We start from the raw sequence: 19,034 nt of genomic DNA, 5'->3' as shown, positions 1-19,034 counted from the left end.
ACTTCTACCTACCCTATAAACTCTCGAAAGTGGGGGGAGAGTGAAAAACTACGATTACTTGTGTAATGAGAAAACAACAAGTAATTTCTCAATTAATATAATCATAAGCAAAACGTATTTTTACCCAAAACTTTCCACCATATAAATATCATTTCCTGAATCACCCATTAAAATCAAACTACTATCGTCAGTTTCCAAATTTAAACTTCCAGAAATACCACTTCGCAGAACTTGAATTAATCTTTGTGGTGTAAAAGATTCCAATTCTACAAAATTACCAGCATCTAACCAAGCTAATTCGTCAGAAGTTAAACTTTGACGAATTTCGCTGGATAATTGTTTAGCTGTGGTTGCTAAATCTGGAGAAGATTGGATAAACATTCCTCGCTTAGTAGCGATAATTTGTCTGGGTAAAAGTCCAATATCAATAATTGTCACATTGCTATTCAGAAACCAGCGTTCACTGGTGCGGATATGATTCACTAAACTCACACCTTTAGGACTACAATCATGGATTGCATAAACTTTTAAATCAGGGTTACGACGCAGCATTTCCATTGTGGTGTTAAAAATGCTTTGAGGATAACCAGTAATGCTAAGAATTGCACAGTTATTTTCAAAGTGGAAATTATTAGCAATTAATAATTGTGCAATAGTAGCACTATCACAGACTACCAATCTATCAAAACTGTAAGCAGTAACATCAGGATTTATTGTCGCTGGTGTAATTTCTTGTCGTGGTGAAGAGAGAATTTTTTCAGATATATCATTAATTTGCTCCCAGCGGGTTAACCAATCTTGTAATTGTGTTTGGGAAATTAGTAATTCTTGTGTTAATTTACCAACTCTTTCTAATTGTCGAGTTCCCAAAAATAGGGAAGAAACTCCTATACTAACAAAACTAACAAATAGGATAAATGACTTAAATACGAACAAACTTACCAATATTCCGACAACTAAAATCAACACTCCTAATCTTTGTAAAGATTTAGCACTGGCCTGACGATTGGCATTATTTAGTTTAGCAGAAGTTGTATTTCTATACAAAAATAAAACTACACAAATTTGATAAATTACATTTGCAATTAAAAAAGAATTAATACCAAATAGGCTGCTTAAAAAACCACCAAAAAATCCTGTAGTCCAAACATTCATGAAAATATAAAACCCGGCAAATTGTAATGGTTGAAATGATTTATTTCTCAAACGACTATCTAAAAAATAAAGCAGTTGTTTGGCTGTAAAAAATAAAGTATTTTTAGCAGAAATATCAGCTAATATTTTCGCAAACATAGGATCTGTAATTTTCACATTTCCCATACTTGTAGGTTCAAAAGCAAAAGGATGATTACATTTTGTACATCTTCCTTGATTTGCTGTTCTGTCTTTTAAATTATTATCTGTTCCGCATTTAATACATTTCATGGTTTTTGGTTAAATTAGAGAATTTGGTTGTTAAGTAAAACGCTGTAATCTTCCCGTTTACGAATTAAACGATGTGTAGTATTTTCTAGTAATACTTCTGCTGGTTTGGGACGATGTAAAAAATGAGATGACATTGCATAACCATAAGCACCAACATCTAAAATATTAATAATATCGCCAATTTCTAAAGCAGGAAGTTGGCAACTTTTTCCTAAATAGTCTCGTGAGTAAGTTGTATTTCCACAAACATCTGTTAAATACTTTTCCGAAGTTGGATTTTTCCAAGTTGTAATTTCTCGATAACCTCCATGTACAGAAAGCACAGAAATATTAGCGATAGTAGAATCAACACCAATAATTTGTTTTTCTCCCTGCCATTTTACAGAAACAACCTTAGCTAACATAGTCGCACAACCTGCAATAGCAGCACGTCCCGGCTCAATTATCAAATTTATTTTTCTTCCTAAATTGCCAATTTTTGTACTTAACTCATTACCAAAAATCTCCCAATTAAAAGCTACACTATCATGATGATATGGATAACCAAAACCTCCCCCAAAATCTAAATATTGCCAATCTGGTAACTTTTGTGCAGTTGCTAAAACCAAATCAATGACATCGGTAAAAGCGGTTGTTGCATTAGTTCCCGTACCCCGATAAAAATGTAAACCAGTCACCTGCAAACCCGCAGCAGAAGTAATAGAAACAGCTTCATCAAAATCCACCGAACTAACACCAATCCGACTATCCTCCGAAACATTCAATCGCAAACCAATCTTTAACTTTGCGTCTTTACTCCTTTGTGTCTTTGCGCGAAATAAAAAAACCTCACAACACAAACGCAACTGAGAAATACTATCCAAATTGAGAGTAGTCACACCCCAATCAAGAACCTGTGCCATTTCCTCCCGATTCAAATTACTCCCACTATAAACAATATTACTAGGATGAAAACCAGCATTTAACCCCAAATAAATATCACCGGGAGTATTAGCATGAAGTCCCCAACCAGCATTTTTAAATATTTTCAATAAAGCAATATTGCCATTTGTGACACTAGCAAAATGAAACTTTGTATGAGGATAACTAATAGCTTTGGTAATATGTGCAATAGTTTGGCGTAAAATATCGCCATTGTAAACATATATTGGAGAACCGTAAACTTGCAATAACTCCTGTGCAAGTGCTAGTTCTAAATTTGGGATTGCTGGTACTTTTTCCATAACCATCGAGGTAAAATAAATGGATGATATAAAGACTTTTTGCCTAATTTAGAACCAAAAACATGATAGTGCCAAAGTTGCCAGATTATGAGTAACCACAGACTTTCACCAATTCGTCGTCCTTGAATTTGTCCCCCTAGTTCACCTGTAACAATTTGTAACGCAATATCAGGAAAAAAGCAGTTCTCAGAACTGAGTATACCAGGATTTAACCAATTACCAAGATCATGCCAATAATCATTTAAACACCAAGAGGTTAAGGGAACACCCATACCGCGTTTTTGTCGCCAAACAATTTCCGCCGGTAGCCAATTTTCTGCTGCTCGTTTGAGGATATACTTCTCACAAGCACCGTGTAAACAGAGTTCTCCAGATAGCTGAAAAGTCCATTCTGCTAAAAGTAAATCACAAAAAGGCGATCGCACAACCAATCCATGAGCAAAACCCAACGCAGTCGCACGCGGATGAATATTTTGCGCTCCTTTTAACATCAAACTGGCACGCCGGAGACGATGCAATAATGAAGGACAAAAACTAGCATCTAGAGCATCCAATAGCCAATCCTGAGCATTTAAACCCTGAATCTGAGCATATATTTCCGGCTGATAAACCCTAGATTCATAACCCCAAAGACGGTGAAAAGTTCGCAGATATTGTTGAATGAAACTTTCTTCTTTATCAGGATGTTCAGATTGATAAATACCAGCAGCAATCAAAGGTTTATTAGTCCAACCGGCAAATAATTGATCACCACCTTCACCATTAAAAATCACCTGCGTTTCTTGACTAGCGACTTGATTGAGGAGATATAAAGGAACAGTCACACCGTCACCAAAAGGTAAATCTAAAGCTTTGACAGTAGGAATTAAAGCCTTTTTAATATTACCAGGACTGGCATCAACTTTCACCAAAGGAATATTCAAAAACTGTGCAACTTGTTCCGCATAGGGATATTCAGAAATTCCCACATTACCAAAATCCAAAGTGTAAGCACGAACTTTCACCCCAGCTTCCACCAACAAAGCCGCAACAATAGAAGAATCTAAACCCCCAGATAGAAAAACCCCCACAGGTTCATCTTTTAAATCAGCAATTTGTTTGTGAATAGCATTTTTTAGTAAAACTTGTAATTGAGAAACTGCGGTATTTTCATCTTGAATTTGTGACTTTGATTCACACCATTGATAAATACTGCGAACTTGAGGATTGTCAACATCTTCCCAAATCACCTCAGTTCCCGCAGCGACAGAAAACACTTCATTTACCGGAGTCAGAGGATTAGGAACATAAGAAAAACAACTATAACCATATAAACCAGAAATATTAACTTCCGGTTTTTCCATAACTTCTAAAAGTAATTGTAATTGAGAAGCAAACCAAATCACCCCACCTTGTTGAGTCCAAAACAAAGAAACCCTTCCAAAAGCTTCCCTCCCCAAAATTAACTTATTTGATTCTACATTTACCCAAACATCCGAAGCATCAGAAAACCCCCCAGCAGAAATACCCGCAATCATATTTTGTGGTAAAGCAGGTACAGAATCACAACCAACATAAACAACATTCCAGAAAAAATTTCCCTCCTTACCTCCTCTCTCCGTGCCTCTGTGTCTCTGCGTGAGAAACTCTTTTCTCCTATCACCCCAATAACCAATAAAATGATGAGAAAACATAACTATTGCACCACAAAAGTTTCTTGACTAATTTTCCTACCTTCAAGAAACATTTCCACTTGCCAATTACCCACATTTGCCGAAGAATTAATAGTATAACGACAAAAAGTATCCCAAATAGAAGTTTTAACTTCACGAGTTTGATAATTATTTTGCTTGACAATTTGACCACTGGGGTCAATCCAATGACAAGAAAGATTGAGTTTTTTACCGATAGGTGCATCTTTTAAAGTCACACGATAAAAAAGTTCTGAATTAGCTGAACGAGAGATATTTTTTAAATTCCCATTATTTGATTCTAAGGTAATTCTGTCCTGTTGTGCGGAAACATTAGCGAGTAAAGAACTTTGTTGTTGATTAAAAAATACTGTGAATCCTAAGCCGATAATTACAGCCGCAGCTACTCCAAAACTAATTAGTTTATTGCGACGTTGTTGGACTTCTAAAGCTTGTTTACGCCGAACTTGAATTAAAGCTTCATCGAATAATTCCGGTGCTAAATTCAAATCTTGTAAAATGTCTTTAACTTGTTGTTGATCAAGTTCTGCTTCTTGACGTAATTGCAGACTTTGAACTTCAGCAATTATTTGATTTAATTGTTCTTGGGTTAGTCTCTGGTTCATGATTTTTAGTAACTTCTGATTAATGTAGGTTGAGAAAACAGAGAAACCAGATCCCCAATTTCTCGAAGAAGTCGGGGATCTAAATTTTAAAGAGTATTGATATCAATTCCTTTAGCTTGTAATTTTGCTAATAGGTCTTGATAATTTTGACGTTCTTGTTCTGCACGTTGACGTTCTTGTTCCATTTGTTGATTTAATTCCAGAGAGGAGAGAAATTTCCGTCCATCAGGATAATAAATTTCTAAGTTATCTGATGTTAATTCAAAACGTATTCCTAAACGGGGACTTACCCAATTACTGATTTCTTCAATTGCTTCAAACCATTCTCCTTCCCGAATAAATCCTATTAATTCTAAGGTATCGGGATTGTATATATAGTATTCTTCTACTCCATATCTTTGATAAAATAGCATTTTTTTCGCCATTTCTTTGGTGCGATTTCCTGGAGAGAGAATTTCAAAAACTACTTGGGGAATAATATTATTTTCCTGCCATTGTTTGTAAGAACCTCTTCTACCTTTTGGTCTACCGAAAATCACCATGACATCAGGTGCTTGACGAGTTTTTACACTTCCCTCCACAGGATACCAAAGTAAATCACCTGCGATGAAAACATCATTTTCTGATGCAAATAATATTTCTAAATTTTCTTTAATTTTAACTATCCATTCATAGTGTTCTGTATTTTCTGCCATAGGATTTCCATCACTATCAGGGTAGATGATTTCTGGTTTGGTTTCTGGTGTAAGTTGCTGTACCATATCTGTAGCTCCATTTTTAATTTGACAGTGGCACTGGTGAACCTATTGATAATTATATCTAAAGTAGTTAATTAATTGAATGTGATGCCTACGGCGAGCGCAGCTATCATCTTGTTTTAAAAAGCAGATTTCTATAAGTTTGTGATATTCTTCTAAAGTGAAGCTTTTCACCTGAATTGTCGTCATATATCTTGCTCCTTGAGGAATTGCCATTATATATATTCTAAAATGTGCCAGGAATTGCTATGCTAAAACTATAATAACTATTAAGGAAACAATGCGATCGCCTACTCTTACCCCGACAATGACTGCTTTTCCCTTGGCTGCTGTAGTTGGTCAAGAAGCAATTAAAATAGCTTTGCTGTTGACAGCAGTAGATCCCGTTTTGGGGGGTGTGGTAATTGCAGGTCGTCGCGGTACGGCTAAATCTGTGATGGCGCGGGCTATTCACGCTTTATTACCACCTATTGAAGTTGTCAAAGGTTCAGTTAGCAACTGTGACCCCAATCACCCCGAAGAATGGGATGATAAACTTTTAGCGGAACAAAGACAGGAAATAGAAACGGAAATTATCCCTGCACCTTTTTTACAAATTCCCCTGGGGATTACAGAAGACCGACTTTTGGGTTCTGTGGACGTGGAACAGTCCGTTAAACAAGGTGATACGATTTTTCAACCGGGATTACTCGCTACAGCCAACCGAGGTGTGCTGTATGTGGATGAAATCAATTTATTAGATGACCAAATTAGTAACCAACTGTTATCCGTCTTATCGGACGGACGCAACCAAATTGAACGGGAAGGAATCAGTTTTCAACATCCTTGCAAACCGTTGTTTATTGCCACTTATAATCCAGAAGAAGGGGCGCTTAGAGAACATTTACTTGATAGAATAGCGATCGCCCTATCAGCAGACGGAGTTCTGGGTATAGATCAAAGAGTACAGGCAGTTGAACAAGCGATCGCCTATTCCAAATCTCCTTCAGAATTTCTCCAACAATACAGCGAAGACATAGACGCACTCAAAACCCAAATCATCCTCGCACGGGAATGGTTAAAAGAAGTCACCATTACCCCAGAACAAATTACCTACCTCGTCAGTGAAGCCATTCGCGGGGGTGTAGAAGGACACCGTGCCGAATTATTTGCGGTGCGAGTAGCTAAAGCCGCAGCAGCCTTAGAAGGACGGAACACCGTCACCGCAGAAGATTTACGTCGGGCGGTGGAATTGGTGATAGTACCTAGAACCACCATAGTCCAGACACCACCACCAGACCAACCACCACCACCTCCCCCACCACCACAAGAAAATCAAGACGAGTCGGAATCAGAAGAAGAACAAGAGGAAGAAGAGGAAGAAGACAAAGAAGAAGAACAGGAACAGCAAGAACCCCCAGACATTCCCGAAGAATTTATCTTTGATCCTGAAGGGGTAATCCTTGACCCGGAAGTGCTGTATTTTACCCAAATGGCACAACGTCAAGGTAAATCTGGTAGTCGCAGTATTATCTTCTCAGATGATAGGGGACGGTACATCAAGCCGATGATTCCCAAAGGTAAGGCGCGACGCATCGCCGTAGATGCCACATTGCGAGCCGCCGCCCCGTATCAAAAAGCACGCCGCGCTAGACAACCTGACAAAAAAGTCATTGTCGAACAGGGAGATATCCGTTCTAAGCGGTTGGTGAGAAAAGCCGGCGCATTAGTGGTATTTGTTGTGGATGCTTCCGGTTCAATGGCTTTAAATAGAATGCAATCTGCTAAAGGTGCAGTCATGCAATTATTAACCGAAGCCTATCAAAACCGGGATCAAATCTCCTTAATCCCCTTCCGAGGAGAACAAGCAGAAGTATTATTACCTCCTACCCGTTCCATTGCTTTAGCCAAAAATCGTTTAGAAAGATTACCCTGCGGTGGTGGTTCACCCCTGGCACATGGTTTAACTCAAGCCGTGCGTGTCGGTGTAAATGCCCAAATGGGTGGAGATATCGGTCAAGTTGTGATTGTGGCAATTACGGATGGTCGTGGTAATATCCCTCTCGCTCGTTCTTTAGGAGAACCCATAGAAGCAGGAGAAAAACCAGATATCAAAGCCGAATTATTAGATATTGCCGGCAGAATTCGGGCTTCAGGAATGCAGTTATTGGTAATTGATACGGAGAGTAAGTTTGTATCAACTGGCTTTGCCAAAGAATTAGCCCAAACAGCAGGAGGTAAATATTATCACTTACCGAAAGCGACCGATAAAGCGATCGCTGCTATGACCAGGGGAGCGATCGCAGATATGAAATCAAAGTAAGTTGTTTTGGGGTTTCCAACTAAAAAATATCCCCATAAATGTAGGGGTTTAGCAGTGCTAAACCCTTACACACTGGCCACACCACTAAAAAACTAAATCATTTAATTTATTTTGTAGATAATTAATTTAGGACTCATATTAAAATAGTAAAAATGGAGTTTAAACCCATGACACAACTAACCCCAAAAACACCAAGAAGAAGAGGAAGGATTTTTCCTGAATTAACTTTATCACCAGAAGAATTAGCTAAACGTGAAGCAGAAAGAGACGCATTTCACAAACGTTGTCGGGCAATTTTTGAGCGTGTGCGTCCTGAGTTGATGAAAGAACATTATAACTGGTATATTGCCGTAGAACCAGATAGTGGTGATTATTTCATTGATCAAGATATAGAAGTTGCTAGTCAGCAAGCACGAGAAAAACATCCTCATGCTGTACATTGTATGTTTCGGCTGAATGAAATCGGAGCAGTTGGAAGAATATGATAGAGGGTTATTTTGGTGATGGGGGGCAGCTATTTTTTGAAATTGATTTGATTAATGCTGATGGGTTAAACTTACCTGTAGAGATCATGCTAGATACTGGATTTACAGGTTTTCTAGCAATCAATAAACAAGATTTAGAAGCACTAGATTGGCAATTTCTTCGTGAACAAGAATTGATAACAGCGCAAGGAGAAAAAACTTTTGATTTGTATTTAGGTAAAGTGATTTTGGATAATCAAGAGTATGAAATTCCTGTTTATGCTGGAGATCAGTTGACGGAAATTTTATTGGGTTCAAGGTGGTTGGAGTTTTTGCCTTTGGTGGTTAATTTTCCAGCGGGTGTTTTGAGTTTAGGGTGATTTTTTTGATAAAATAAATATGGTTAATAATTAACAGTTAATCTGGCTAAAGAGAGATGATTTTATGCAATTAGAAATTCAACTTGATGATGACTGTGTTGAAAAACTTGCGTATATTCAGGAACAGACTAATCAAGATTTTAGTGAAACTATTAAACAAGCTATTCAACAATACTATAATCAAGTTCAGACTAATAATAAAACTCCATTAGCAACATTTAAAGAACTTGGTTTAAGTAGGTTAACAAAATAAAAATGAGGGGTATTGCGTTTTGTGAAATGGCTGAAACTCAATCAGAATAACGCATTAAGACAACTTTATATACCGATACATACCTTGAAATTTTTCTGTTTACCTACTTAGTTGGATGTTTTAATGGTGATTCTGATCTGTCTGTTACTTATAAAACAAAAATGGCTAATTATCTTCAGGACAAACAAGAAAAAGAGCGATTATGATCATTGTTGATACTGATGCTTTTTTAGCGATGATTTATCTCACACAGAGACCCAGAGAACTCAGAAACAAAATAAATTATATACTTGTACTCCCAGTATCCTACTTGTAACGCCTTAAATTAGCTATACTGTTTGTTATACATACGTTAGTACAGTATAGAGTTTAGCGGGAGGCTTGAGCTTACAATGGTAGAGATAAAGAAATTACGTGAACGTAAAAACCAACCACCTGTTATAGACCCAGTAGCAATTTACCGACGCTTACCACCAATACCCGGTTTCAACGATATTTACACGAGTCAAGCAGAAGTATTAAACGAGTGGTTCAATCGTAGACATGAGCGTGATCTAGTAATTAAGTTACACACAGGAGGTGGTAAAACCCTAGTTGCTCTACTTATTGCTCAGTCAATTTTAAATGAACATCGTGAACCAGTAATCTACTTATCACCAACTGTTCAACTTGTCGAACAAACTTTGGCAAAGGCTAAAGAGTACAACATTCCCGCAGTTGCCTACGACAAAAATGTTAAAAATTTTTCTGAGGATTTCCTTGCTGGTAAGAGTGTTCTTATTTGTACCTATCAAGCATTATTCAATGGTGATAGTCGATTTGGAGTTCGTGGTATAAAACCAGTCCTTACAGCAGCAGCTATCATACTTGATGATGCCCATGTTGCTTTTTCAAATATGCGTGATATTTTTACATTACGTCTTACAAGAAAAAGCAATCAAGAAGATTATTCTGAGCTTACAAGTATATTCCGCAGCGATTTTGAAAAACTTGAAAAGTTAGGTTCATTTGATGATCTTGTCAGTGGTAAACCAGCCAGTGGGATTTTAGAAGTTCCTTATTGGAGTTGGAAAGCTAAGTCTGAACAGGTCAGAGAATTTTTGCGTCATAAAGCAAATGATTATCAATTTGTGTGGCCATTTATTCGGGATAATTTTAATTATTGTCACTGCCTGATTAGCAAAGATGCTTTCGTAATTACACCAATTTTTCCATTGGTTGATATGATTCCAACTTTTGCAGATTGTCCTCGACGTATTTTCCTGTCGGCCACAATCAGTGACGATACTGCTATTGTAAGAACATTTGATGCTGATCCTAGTTCTATATCTAAGCCAATTACATCTAACTCTTTAGCTGGTGTCAGTGAGCGAATGATTCTTGCTCTAGAACTTATGCCCTTCCCTACTAATGATATTGTCAAGATTCTCAAAGAATTGGTTCAAGAAATAGCTAAAAAAAAGATGGGAACAGTAATTCTTGTACCATCGAAACCGGCTGCACAAAAGTGGCAAGATGTTGCGAATTATTCAGATTTAACGGACAAAGTAGCTGTTGATGTTAAACAACTTCAAGAAGGCACTTCTTATGGTCCTTTCGTTTTTGCTAATCGCTATGACGGAATTGATCTTCCTGGTTCAGCTTGCCGTTTATTGGTTTTATCAGAATTACCTCGTGGAAGTAGTGAGTATGATCAATATCGGGCAAATACCTTCGTGGGAGGCTCTGAACTCACTAGCTCATTAGCACAACGTATTGAACAGGGTATGGGAAGAGGTGCGCGAGGTCATGGGGATTATTGTGTGGTCATACTTACTGGACAAGACTTAACTGCATGGATTGGGCGTTCAGCTAGTCTAAAATTCTTAAATAAGAGTACCCGCGCACAGTTTGAAATAGGAATAGAAATTAGTAAAGACGTTGTTGATAAACAAGATTTATATGACACAATTATGCAGTGCTTAAATCGGGAAAAAGACTGGATTGAGTACCATTCAGAAACATTAGCAGAACTTACTGAATCATTAGAAGAAGATAAAACTTTTCTGGATCAGGCATCTCTTGAACGCAAAGTATTTAAACTTATGCGTGATGGGTATTTTGAAAAGGCTATTTCTAAGCTAGAAAAGTATTGGCAGAATAACACAGTAGAAATAGATCAAAAAAGCAGAGGATGGTTAAAACAATTAGCTGCTCGTGCTGCATTTTTCTGGGAAAAAACTGACCTGTCCCAAAAACTTCAACAACAAGCATATGCAGACAACTACAACCTACTACGCCCTCAAGTTATTCCACCTTATGTACCACTTACCAATCCAGGTAAACAAGCCGAAGCTATGATCAATCGGATTACTAGCAATTATAAAAATAATCGCCGAGGTTATCTCGCTTGGTTTCGACAAATTTCTTTGGACTTAATTCCAGAGGCTTCTGCTAATAGATTTGAGGAGGCTCTTGAACATTTAGGCTTAATGCTGGGATTTCATGCTGAAAGGCCAGAAAAAATTTATGGTGACAAAGCACCAGATGTTTTATGGTTACTTAATGATAAACTTGCTTTAGTTATCGAAGCTAAGAGTAGAAAATACGAAAATAATCCTTTAAATAAGGAGAACTATGGCCAACTATTAGCCTCAGTAGAATGGTTTAAGAAAGAGTATCCCAACCACTCATATATACCTGTATCTGTCCATCGGAATACTGACACAACAAAATCTATCGTAATTAACGACTCTAGAGCTTTAACCCTTAATAAATTAAATCAACTTATTACGGATTTAAGTCTTCTTCTTCAAGAACTTTGTGAATCAAAAGTTTCTGATGATCAACTTGTTATTCGATGTGAACAATTTTTGGATAATTCTAAGTTTAAACCGGATTCATTGATAAAAGAATACCTTGTATCATTTGCAGAAACTGAAAGTTGATAATTTAGTAGTTTAAACTTAAAACAGGAGCAAGATTTAAAAATTCATCTTGCTCTTTATTGTTTATTCAGATTTTATAATTACAAATTTACCAAATTTACTAAAAAAATAAATATGCTACACCATTTTTATATGAAGCTGCACAGAAAAACCGGGTATAAAAGCCGAATTATTAGATATTGCGGGCAGAATTCGGGCTTCAGGGATGCAATTATTGGTAATTGATACGGAGAGTAAATTTGTATTAACAGGCTTTTCCAAGGAATTAGCCCAAACAGCCGGAGGAAAGTATTATAACTTACCCAAAGCGACCAATAAAGCGATCGCCGCAATGACTAGCGAAGCAGTTCACAGATATGAAATCAAAGTAAATAGCCTCTCTATTTTCCCTCAATCTCACAATTTTTAGCTTGACAGACCACTAGGACTCCTAATTACTTTCATCTGATGGAGATAGTTGTTAATTTTGCTCTGAAGGCGTAGGTTGTTCCAAACGTCGCCGCCGTCTGGTAGGTTTAGAATTACTTTCATTACTGGGAATAATTGAGGAAGCTGGGGTTATTTCCCGTCTTCGTCTTCTTTTCCTTGTTTCTCCTGAAGGTGAAGTTACAGCTTGATCTGTTCTTCTTCTTCTGAGAGCTTCTCCCAAACGCTGGCCTTTAGTTACTGATGAAGTGGAAGTAGATTCCGTTGATGCTGCTACATTTCTTCTGCGGCGAATTCTTCTGGTTTCTGTATTCGACTCTCTGGGAATATTTGCACTAACAGATGTTACCAATCTGCGTCTGCGTCTGGGTATTTCTGTCACCGAATTACTCGCATTGTTAGTAGATTCACTATTTCTTTGTTCTGCTTCTCTTTTTTTCTTGCGTTCCTGTAATTGGCGATATTTTTGAGAGCCTGCGATCGCATATTCAGTTCCAATACTAACACCTTGTCTACCCCCGGAACTGGGTTTAAGTTTCCACTTTTGCGCTCGTTCTAAATGTTCTGCATCTAATTTTTCATTACCACTGGATCTCAACAATCTAACCTTAGTAACATTACCACTATCATCCGTATCAACAGCCACTTCAACCCTACCTTCTAAACCTCTCTTTCTCGCCCATTCTGGATAATTTGCATTACATTCTCGGCAAGCAGCACGGCCATTACCACTACCAGAGTTAGTTCCGACTTTGGGAGATGTAGATGCAGTGGCAACTTTAGGAACATTTGCCCGTCCATTATTTGCATCACCACCACTATTACCAGGAATACCTGTGCCTGATGTTCTCACCGAATTTCCACCATTACCAGGAATACCTGCGTCTGATGAGTTAGATGTTCCTACCGGATTTCCACCATTACCAGAAGTAGCTTGAGACGGCTGTAAACCTTCTTGATTTGTCCTTGCATCTCTAATTCCTGCCAACAACTTACTTAAATTAGAACTGGATTGTGAAGATGGTTGAACGGCTGTAGTCTCAGTAGATAAGGGTTTAACAGTGGTATTTTTTGGTTGAGAAACTGCTTGAGGCGGAGAATCTGCAATCGTGGGTGATACCTTTGTCTTTGACTGAGAAACCTCTGGCTGCGGAGTATCTACTTTCTGCGGTGATACTGTTGTTTCCTTTGTAATAGAAGGCAAAGGTTTGAGAGGTTCTATTTTTGGAGCAGGAATCACAGCAGGTTGAGCCGAAACTATTGTGCTTTTTTGTGGTTGCGGGACAAATACTGATGGAGAGGTATCAAAATTATTTGTACTTGTAAAAATCCGCGAATTATCAATAACTTTAGGTTTTGTTTCCTCTTCCGGTTCTTCTATTGGTTTTATTTCTTCTACTGGAGTTTCCACAAAAGTGATTTCTACTGGCTCTTCTTCCGGGACTTTTGTAAGTAGACTACCAATACCAGAAGCCAGCAACCCAATATGTATAGCCAGAGAGCCAATCAAGCTATAAGTCAAAAAGGTTGCCAGTGTCTTTAATTCTTTTTCTCGCTGCTCTATGGCTATGCTGGAAAAACTCATGGTTATATTTCTTAATTATTTAGTTTATTGCTAACAATTTTCAGTAACTCCGGTAGAATAACAGAAATTATATGCGAATGTCAATCAATAATTTTGACTTTTTGTATTTGCAGATTTTAGCCCAAATCTCTTCCTGGCAAATAATTACAGCGATTTTAACCCTAATATATGACTTGTTCTGACGCTAAGATGTAGCAAAAGATTGACATATATTCTCATTTGCTCTAATTTAAGTTGAGAACTTATATCAGCTATTCTTGCTGAACTAGTTAAGAAATTTTATTGAAAGGCTTGAAAATCGGACATGGATATCAAAAATCTGTTTATAGCAGGTGGTGTGGTGATGTGGCCGCTGCTACTGTCTTCTGTATTGGCGGTAGGGCTAATTATTGAACGGATCAAGTTTTGGGTAACAATCAGTAGTCGTCAGCAACGGGTAGTCAGAAATGTATTAAATCTCTATCGTCAGGATAATGTAGTAAGTACAATTGATACACTGCGAAAAAATGCAGATATACCAATTGCCCGGATTTTTTTGACGGCTTTAGAGTTAGAAGAACCAAATCCAGAAGAATTTCGCTTGGCGTTAGAGAGTGAAGCCCAAGCAGAAATACCTTTATTCAAAAGGTTTAATACGATTTTTGATACCATTATTGCCCTCGCACCCTTGTTAGGATTACTGGGTACTGTGTTGGGGTTAATTGGTTCTTTTGCTTCTCTGAATATTGGTGATGTTGGCGGAACTAAAGCTGCCGGTGTAACTAGTGGTATTAGTGAGGCGTTGGTTTCTACCGCTACGGGTTTAATTGTGGCAATTTTTACCCTTGTTTTTGCTAATACTTTCCGGGGATTTTATCAACGGCAAATTGCTTTGATTCAAGAATATGGCGGTCATTTAGAACTACTTTACCGTCGTCGCTATGAAAGAGGAGAAAAAACCTATGCGTCTACAAGATGAGCCGGAATTGCCAGCACAGATTAATATTGTGCCAATGATTGATGTGATCTTTGCAATTTTGACATTTTTTATTATGTCAACATTGTATTTAACTCGTTCTGAGGGTTTACCAGTAAACTTACCTCAAGCCGCGACAGGAAAAACAGATCCTCCAGCACAGGTGACATTAACTATTAATAATAATGGAGAGATATTTTTGAACAAAAAAGCAATTAGTGTAGAACAATTAGAAATAGGAATTAGAGAAAAGTTAGAACCACAAAAACAGTTGATGGTGGTACTAAATGCTGATGAGAAAGTTAATCATGGACAAGTGGTAGCCGTAATGGATAAAGTGCGGCAGGTAGAAGGAGTGAAGTTAGGTATAGCTACGCGCAAATAGTTAAGGTGAATCAATTCATATTTTCATGATCCCTAATATTTTGATTAAGTCGGCTGCTAAACCTGTATTTAGTTTAGTTGGGTGTTTGATGCTGCTGCTAGTTTGTTTAGTATCTAGTGTCACATTAGGAGCAGCAGAAATACCAATAGATGAGATTTTGACATCCTTTGTCAGCTTTGATGGTTCATATCAACACCTAATTATTCAAACAGTCAGATTACCGCGATCGCTCATTGCCATTTTAGTCGGTGCAGCCCTGGCAGTATCTGGAGCATTAATGCAAGGCTTAACACGCAACCCCCTAGCAGATCCAGGTATTTTGGGCATTGAATCCGGTGCAGCACTCACCGTAGTTGTGACAATTTTTGTATTTGGTAGTACATCAATTACTACTTTGACAATTGCAGCCTTTTTGGGTGCAGGAGTCACAGCGATTTTAGTCTACTTCTTGGGTTCACTAGGAAAGGGAGGTGCGACCCCACTCAATCTCACAGTAGCAGGAGCAGCCCTGACAGCTTTAATTTCTTCCCTGACTACTGCAATTCTGATCATCAGTCAACGCACATTAGAAGAAATTAGATTTTGGTTAGCTGGTTCATTAGCTGGTAGAGATGCCAATATCCTCTTTTCCGCACTACCTTTTGTCATCATTGGCTTAGTAATTGCCTTTGCTTTGGGGAGACAAATTACCACCATGAGTCTAGGTGACGATGTAGCTAAAGGTTTAGGTCAAAAAACAGCCTGGATAAAAATTTTGACTGCCATCAGCGTAGTTTTACTAGCAGGAAGTTCCGTAGCCCTGGCTGGACCTATCGGTTTTATTGGTTTAGTTGTTCCTCACATAGTCCGATTTTTCATTAAAACCGATTATCGCTGGATTTTGCCTTATTCAGCCGTTGTCGGTGCAACTTTGCTGTTAGTAGCAGATATTACTGCCCGTATCCTCCTCAAACCCCAGGAATTACCTGTAGGTGTGATGACTGCACTGGTTGGCGCTCCCTTTTTTGTCTACCTGGCTAAATCAAAGGTGAAAAAATGAAGGTTGATTGGTTGGTTATTCGTTCCTCAACAATATCTTTTCGCATAGATCGGCGTGTACCAGTAATGCTGTTATCTTTACTGGCAGTGATTGGGGTGGCAATGGTAATAAATGTGGGCAGAGGTGAATATCCTATCTCTCCCCCAGATATTATTAAAACTCTCTTGGGTGTAAATACGGGAAATCCTAACCATCTGTTTGTGATTAATACCCTGCGTCTACCGCGTACACTTGTGGCTTTGATGGTGGGAGTAGCGCTGGCCATTTCTGGAACTATCTTCCAAGGTTTAACACGCAATCCCTTGGCTGATCCTGGTATTATTGGGATTAATTCTGGGGCAAGTCTAGCCGCAGTTACAGTTATTGTTTTATTTCCTTCCGCACCAGTTTACATCTTGCCTTTATCAGCCTTTTGCGGGGCTTTGTTGATGGCGGCTTTAATTTACTGGTTAGCTTGGAATAATGGGAGTTCGCCAATTTTATTAATTTTAATGGGTGTAGGTTTATCGGCGATCGCCAGTGCCTTCACCAGTTTAATGATTACCTTCGGTGACATTTACAGCGTTAGTGATGCTTTGGTGTGGTTAGCGGGTAGTGTGTACGGGCGCACCTGGGAACAAGTATTTTCTTTTTTACCTTGGGTGATTATTTTTGTCCCAATGGCTTTGACATTAGCTAGACATTTGAACGCCTTAAATTTGGGAGATGATGTTGCTAGAAGTTTAGGTAGTCGTGTGGAATGGCAGCATAGTTTATTGCTGTTGGTAGCAGTAGCCTTAGCAGGTGCATCAGTAGCCACTGCGGGAATGATCGGTTTTGTAGGTTTAATTGCACCTCATTTAGGAAGACAATTAGTAGGTACAAATCATCAAGGTTTAATTCCCGTCTCAGCACTGTTAGGAGGAATGATTGTTGTGGTGGCAGATTTGTTAGGAAGAACTCTATTTGCACCTATTGAAATTCCTTGTGGAGTGGTTACTGCTGCTGTCGGCGCTCCTTATTTTCTGTATTTGTTAATTCGTAATCGGAAAAAATAGGGGACTGGGGACTGGGGACTGGGGACTGGGGACTGGGGACTGGGGACTGGGTAATCAATTTTATGTTTTCTAATTAACTATCAACTATCAACTATTATGAAAGGATTATCAACGAAAAGTTTATCTTTAGCTTATGATGGCGCGACAATTATCTGGGATCTAAATTTAGCGATTCCTGCGGGAAAAATTACTGCTTTAGTTGGTGCTAATGGTTGCGGAAAATCTACTTTATTAAGAGGTTTGGCTCGATTGCTTAAACCTCGCGGTGGGGCTGTATATTTGGATGGAGAATCTATTTTCCAACTTTCCACAAAAGAAGTAGCCCAGCAATTGGGAATTTTGCCTCAAAGTCCAGTTGCACCAGAAGGTTTAACAGTCAGAGATTTAGTAGCCCAAGGACGTTATCCTTATCAAAATTGGTTACAGCAATGGTCACAAAAAGATGCAAAAATTGTTCAACAGGCATTAGAAATTACGGATTTAATCAATTTATCTGAACGGGCATTAGATACTTTATCAGGTGGGCAAAGACAACGAGCTTGGATTGCTATGGCATTAGCTCAGGATACGGATATTTTACTATTAGATGAACCGACTACTTTTTTAGATTTAGCACATCAAATAGAAGTTTTAGATTTGTTGTATGAATTGAACCAATTTCAGGGCAGAACCATTGTGATGGTGTTGCATGATTTAAATCAAGCTTGTCGTTATGCTGATTATTTAGTTGCTGTCAAAGAAGGTAGGATTTTTACTGCTGGAGAACCACAAGAAGTCATGAATGAGGAAATGGTAAAAGAGGTTTTTGGCTTAGATTGTCGTGTTGTTGATGATCCAGTTGTGGGAACTCCAATGTGTGTACCCATAGGACGTAAAGGTAAAGGAATTAACTAATAAGTAATGAGACAGAATTAATTACACAACTAGTTTTTCTGTTCCCCTTCGACTGCGCTCAGGGCAAGCCTGTTCCCGGTCGGTGAGCGTAGTCGAACCGCTGTTCCCTCTGAATGACAATTAACCATAATCTATTGCAATATTGCCAGCAACTAATCACCCTATGACTCTTATTCTTTCTCAATCTGCTTATCAGGAACTTGTTTATGAAAGTGAGGAGAATCAACTCACACCTGATTCTGCTGATGGATTTGATATAACTTATCAGTATCCTGTGAAACTGGGAAATGGTTACATTCGGTGTATCAATGTCCGAGCAGGATTAGATTTAGATATCGCTAACTATCAATTGGATGATGAGATAATTACAAGATCATCTGATAGAGAACATCTGGTTGAGTACACTTTTGAGCTTTCAGGTTTAAAGGCTGGAACTTATGGCTTTTTTGGTAGTGGTTTAGCACCAGAGGGAAGTTTAGAACATTCACCAGTTCAACCGATCTCTTGGGTGAGTGTTCATATAGAACCTGAGTTATTTTGTCAGTGGTTTGGCTACAAGGGAGAACTATCGGCAAATTTGCAACCATTAATTCGTAAATCAGATCAAAAATATTATGAACGTTACGGAAAGTAGTTTTTCACTCTCCCCCCACTTTCGAGAGTTTATAGGGTAGGTAGAAGTAGG

Annotated in this window: 18 protein-coding genes and 1 pseudogene; 12 read left to right on the top strand and 7 right to left on the bottom strand. The window is 38.3% G+C overall.

Annotated elements, in window-relative coordinates; genetic code table 11:
* Positions 1–120: 120 nt before the first annotated feature.
* From FJR05_RS20850 to FJR05_RS20825, 6 genes are all read right to left on the bottom strand, one after another.
* Complete coding sequence (locus FJR05_RS20850) at positions 121–1,425, bottom strand: hypothetical protein (protein WP_168645888.1); 1,305 nt, start codon at positions 1,423–1,425, stop codon at positions 121–123.
* Positions 1,426–1,439: 14 nt separating this feature from the next.
* Positions 1,440–2,648, bottom strand: coding sequence for a decarboxylase (locus FJR05_RS20845; RefSeq protein WP_168645887.1), 1,209 nt, complete (start codon positions 2,646–2,648; stop codon positions 1,440–1,442).
* Complete coding sequence (locus FJR05_RS20840) at positions 2,618–4,321, bottom strand: asparagine synthetase B (RefSeq protein WP_168645886.1); 1,704 nt, start codon at positions 4,319–4,321, stop codon at positions 2,618–2,620. The genes FJR05_RS20845 and FJR05_RS20840 overlap by 31 nt, the downstream gene beginning before the upstream one ends.
* Before the next feature lie 2 nt (positions 4,322–4,323).
* Complete coding sequence (locus FJR05_RS20835; protein ID WP_168645885.1) at positions 4,324–4,944, bottom strand: DUF3859 domain-containing protein; 621 nt, start codon at positions 4,942–4,944, stop codon at positions 4,324–4,326.
* Between the two features lie 86 nt (positions 4,945–5,030).
* A complete protein-coding gene (locus FJR05_RS20830) occupies positions 5,031–5,705 on the bottom strand; it encodes a Uma2 family endonuclease (RefSeq protein WP_168645884.1) in 675 nt (224 codons plus the stop codon).
* A 42-nt stretch (positions 5,706–5,747) separates the two neighbouring features.
* Positions 5,748–5,891 carry a hypothetical protein gene (locus FJR05_RS20825; RefSeq protein ID WP_168645871.1) on the bottom strand — a complete coding sequence of 48 codons (144 nt, stop codon included), beginning with the start codon at positions 5,889–5,891 and terminating at the stop codon, positions 5,748–5,750.
* Positions 5,892–5,982: 91 nt separating this feature from the next.
* Between FJR05_RS20825 and bchD the strand changes: the two genes are divergently transcribed.
* The 6 genes and pseudogenes from bchD to FJR05_RS20795 all read left to right on the top strand — a co-directional run.
* Complete coding sequence (bchD, locus tag FJR05_RS20820; RefSeq protein WP_168645883.1) at positions 5,983–8,004, top strand: magnesium chelatase ATPase subunit D; 2,022 nt, start codon at positions 5,983–5,985, stop codon at positions 8,002–8,004.
* Between the two features lie 167 nt (positions 8,005–8,171).
* Positions 8,172–8,489: a hypothetical protein gene (locus FJR05_RS20815; protein ID WP_168645882.1), complete on the top strand. Its 318-nt coding sequence runs from the start codon at positions 8,172–8,174 to the stop codon at positions 8,487–8,489.
* Entirely contained in the window at positions 8,486–8,848 is a 363-nt protein-coding gene (locus FJR05_RS20810; RefSeq protein WP_168645881.1) for an aspartyl protease, read from the top strand. Before FJR05_RS20815 ends, FJR05_RS20810 begins: the two co-directional genes overlap by 4 nt.
* Positions 8,849–8,912: 64 nt before the next feature.
* Positions 8,913–9,101 carry a ribbon-helix-helix protein, CopG family gene (locus FJR05_RS20805; protein WP_168645880.1) on the top strand — a complete coding sequence of 63 codons (189 nt, stop codon included), beginning with the start codon at positions 8,913–8,915 and terminating at the stop codon, positions 9,099–9,101.
* Positions 9,102–9,493: 392 nt separating this feature from the next.
* Positions 9,494–12,028: a DEAD/DEAH box helicase family protein gene (locus FJR05_RS20800; RefSeq protein ID WP_168645879.1), complete on the top strand. Its 2,535-nt coding sequence runs from the start codon at positions 9,494–9,496 to the stop codon at positions 12,026–12,028.
* 145 nt (positions 12,029–12,173) lie between these two features.
* Positions 12,174–12,437, top strand: a pseudogene (locus tag FJR05_RS20795) (hypothetical protein); the annotation flags it as partial.
* 51 nt (positions 12,438–12,488) lie between these two features.
* Here FJR05_RS20795 and FJR05_RS20790 read toward each other — a convergent pair.
* On the bottom strand, positions 12,489–14,039 hold the full coding sequence (locus FJR05_RS20790) for an energy transducer TonB (protein WP_168645878.1): 1,551 nt from the start codon (positions 14,037–14,039) through the stop codon (positions 12,489–12,491).
* A 304-nt stretch (positions 14,040–14,343) separates the two neighbouring features.
* On the opposite strand from FJR05_RS20790, the gene FJR05_RS20785 reads away from it, so the two are divergent.
* From FJR05_RS20785 to FJR05_RS20760, 6 genes are all read left to right on the top strand, one after another.
* Positions 14,344–14,997 (top strand): MotA/TolQ/ExbB proton channel family protein, encoded by a 654-nt coding sequence (locus FJR05_RS20785; RefSeq protein WP_168645877.1) that lies wholly within the window; start codon positions 14,344–14,346, stop codon positions 14,995–14,997.
* On the top strand, positions 14,981–15,379 hold the full coding sequence (locus FJR05_RS20780) for a biopolymer transporter ExbD (protein ID WP_168645876.1): 399 nt from the start codon (positions 14,981–14,983) through the stop codon (positions 15,377–15,379). The genes FJR05_RS20785 and FJR05_RS20780 overlap by 17 nt, the downstream gene beginning before the upstream one ends.
* Before the next feature lie 25 nt (positions 15,380–15,404).
* Positions 15,405–16,418 (top strand): iron ABC transporter permease, encoded by a 1,014-nt coding sequence (locus tag FJR05_RS20775; protein WP_168645875.1) that lies wholly within the window; start codon positions 15,405–15,407, stop codon positions 16,416–16,418.
* A complete protein-coding gene (locus FJR05_RS20770) occupies positions 16,415–17,455 on the top strand; it encodes an iron ABC transporter permease (protein ID WP_168645874.1) in 1,041 nt (346 codons plus the stop codon). The genes FJR05_RS20775 and FJR05_RS20770 overlap by 4 nt, the downstream gene beginning before the upstream one ends.
* Before the next feature lie 96 nt (positions 17,456–17,551).
* The gene (locus FJR05_RS20765) at positions 17,552–18,349 is read left to right on the top strand and encodes an ABC transporter ATP-binding protein (RefSeq protein ID WP_168645873.1); all 798 of its coding nucleotides are present in this window, start codon (positions 17,552–17,554) and stop codon (positions 18,347–18,349) included.
* Positions 18,350–18,512: 163 nt separating this feature from the next.
* Positions 18,513–18,983: a hypothetical protein gene (locus FJR05_RS20760; protein ID WP_168645872.1), complete on the top strand. Its 471-nt coding sequence runs from the start codon at positions 18,513–18,515 to the stop codon at positions 18,981–18,983.
* Positions 18,984–19,034 lie beyond the last annotated feature (51 nt).

Origin of the sequence: Dolichospermum sp. UHCC 0259, assembly GCF_009711935.1 — a bacterium.
Taxonomy (GTDB): domain Bacteria; phylum Cyanobacteriota; class Cyanobacteriia; order Cyanobacteriales; family Nostocaceae; genus Dolichospermum.
Note: the sequence above shows the minus strand (reverse complement) of the source record. Positions and strands in the feature narration are given on the sequence as shown.

What these genes read in the sequence shown, in the direction of transcription:
- FJR05_RS20815 (WP_168645882.1), top strand. Translation starts at nt 8,172, where the DNA reads ATGACACAACTAACCCCAAAAACACCAAGAAGAAGAGGAAGGATTTTT.
- FJR05_RS20840 (WP_168645886.1), bottom strand. Translation starts at nt 4,321, where the DNA reads ATGTTTTCTCATCATTTTATTGGTTATTGGGGTGATAGGAGAAAAGAG.
- FJR05_RS20785 (WP_168645877.1), top strand. Translation starts at nt 14,344, where the DNA reads ATGGATATCAAAAATCTGTTTATAGCAGGTGGTGTGGTGATGTGGCCG.
- FJR05_RS20850 (WP_168645888.1), bottom strand. Translation starts at nt 1,425, where the DNA reads ATGAAATGTATTAAATGCGGAACAGATAATAATTTAAAAGACAGAACA.
- FJR05_RS20760 (WP_168645872.1), top strand. Translation starts at nt 18,513, where the DNA reads ATGACTCTTATTCTTTCTCAATCTGCTTATCAGGAACTTGTTTATGAA.
- FJR05_RS20825 (WP_168645871.1), bottom strand. Translation starts at nt 5,891, where the DNA reads ATGACGACAATTCAGGTGAAAAGCTTCACTTTAGAAGAATATCACAAA.
- FJR05_RS20845 (WP_168645887.1), bottom strand. Translation starts at nt 2,648, where the DNA reads ATGGAAAAAGTACCAGCAATCCCAAATTTAGAACTAGCACTTGCACAG.
- bchD (WP_168645883.1), top strand. Translation starts at nt 5,983, where the DNA reads ATGCGATCGCCTACTCTTACCCCGACAATGACTGCTTTTCCCTTGGCT.
- FJR05_RS20830 (WP_168645884.1), bottom strand. Translation starts at nt 5,705, where the DNA reads ATGGTACAGCAACTTACACCAGAAACCAAACCAGAAATCATCTACCCT.
- FJR05_RS20810 (WP_168645881.1), top strand. Translation starts at nt 8,486, where the DNA reads ATGATAGAGGGTTATTTTGGTGATGGGGGGCAGCTATTTTTTGAAATT.
- FJR05_RS20780 (WP_168645876.1), top strand. Translation starts at nt 14,981, where the DNA reads ATGCGTCTACAAGATGAGCCGGAATTGCCAGCACAGATTAATATTGTG.
- FJR05_RS20800 (WP_168645879.1), top strand. Translation starts at nt 9,494, where the DNA reads ATGGTAGAGATAAAGAAATTACGTGAACGTAAAAACCAACCACCTGTT.
- FJR05_RS20765 (WP_168645873.1), top strand. Translation starts at nt 17,552, where the DNA reads ATGAAAGGATTATCAACGAAAAGTTTATCTTTAGCTTATGATGGCGCG.
- FJR05_RS20775 (WP_168645875.1), top strand. Translation starts at nt 15,405, where the DNA reads ATGATCCCTAATATTTTGATTAAGTCGGCTGCTAAACCTGTATTTAGT.
- FJR05_RS20790 (WP_168645878.1), bottom strand. Translation starts at nt 14,039, where the DNA reads ATGAGTTTTTCCAGCATAGCCATAGAGCAGCGAGAAAAAGAATTAAAG.
- FJR05_RS20770 (WP_168645874.1), top strand. Translation starts at nt 16,415, where the DNA reads ATGAAGGTTGATTGGTTGGTTATTCGTTCCTCAACAATATCTTTTCGC.
- FJR05_RS20835 (WP_168645885.1), bottom strand. Translation starts at nt 4,944, where the DNA reads ATGAACCAGAGACTAACCCAAGAACAATTAAATCAAATAATTGCTGAA.
- FJR05_RS20805 (WP_168645880.1), top strand. Translation starts at nt 8,913, where the DNA reads ATGCAATTAGAAATTCAACTTGATGATGACTGTGTTGAAAAACTTGCG.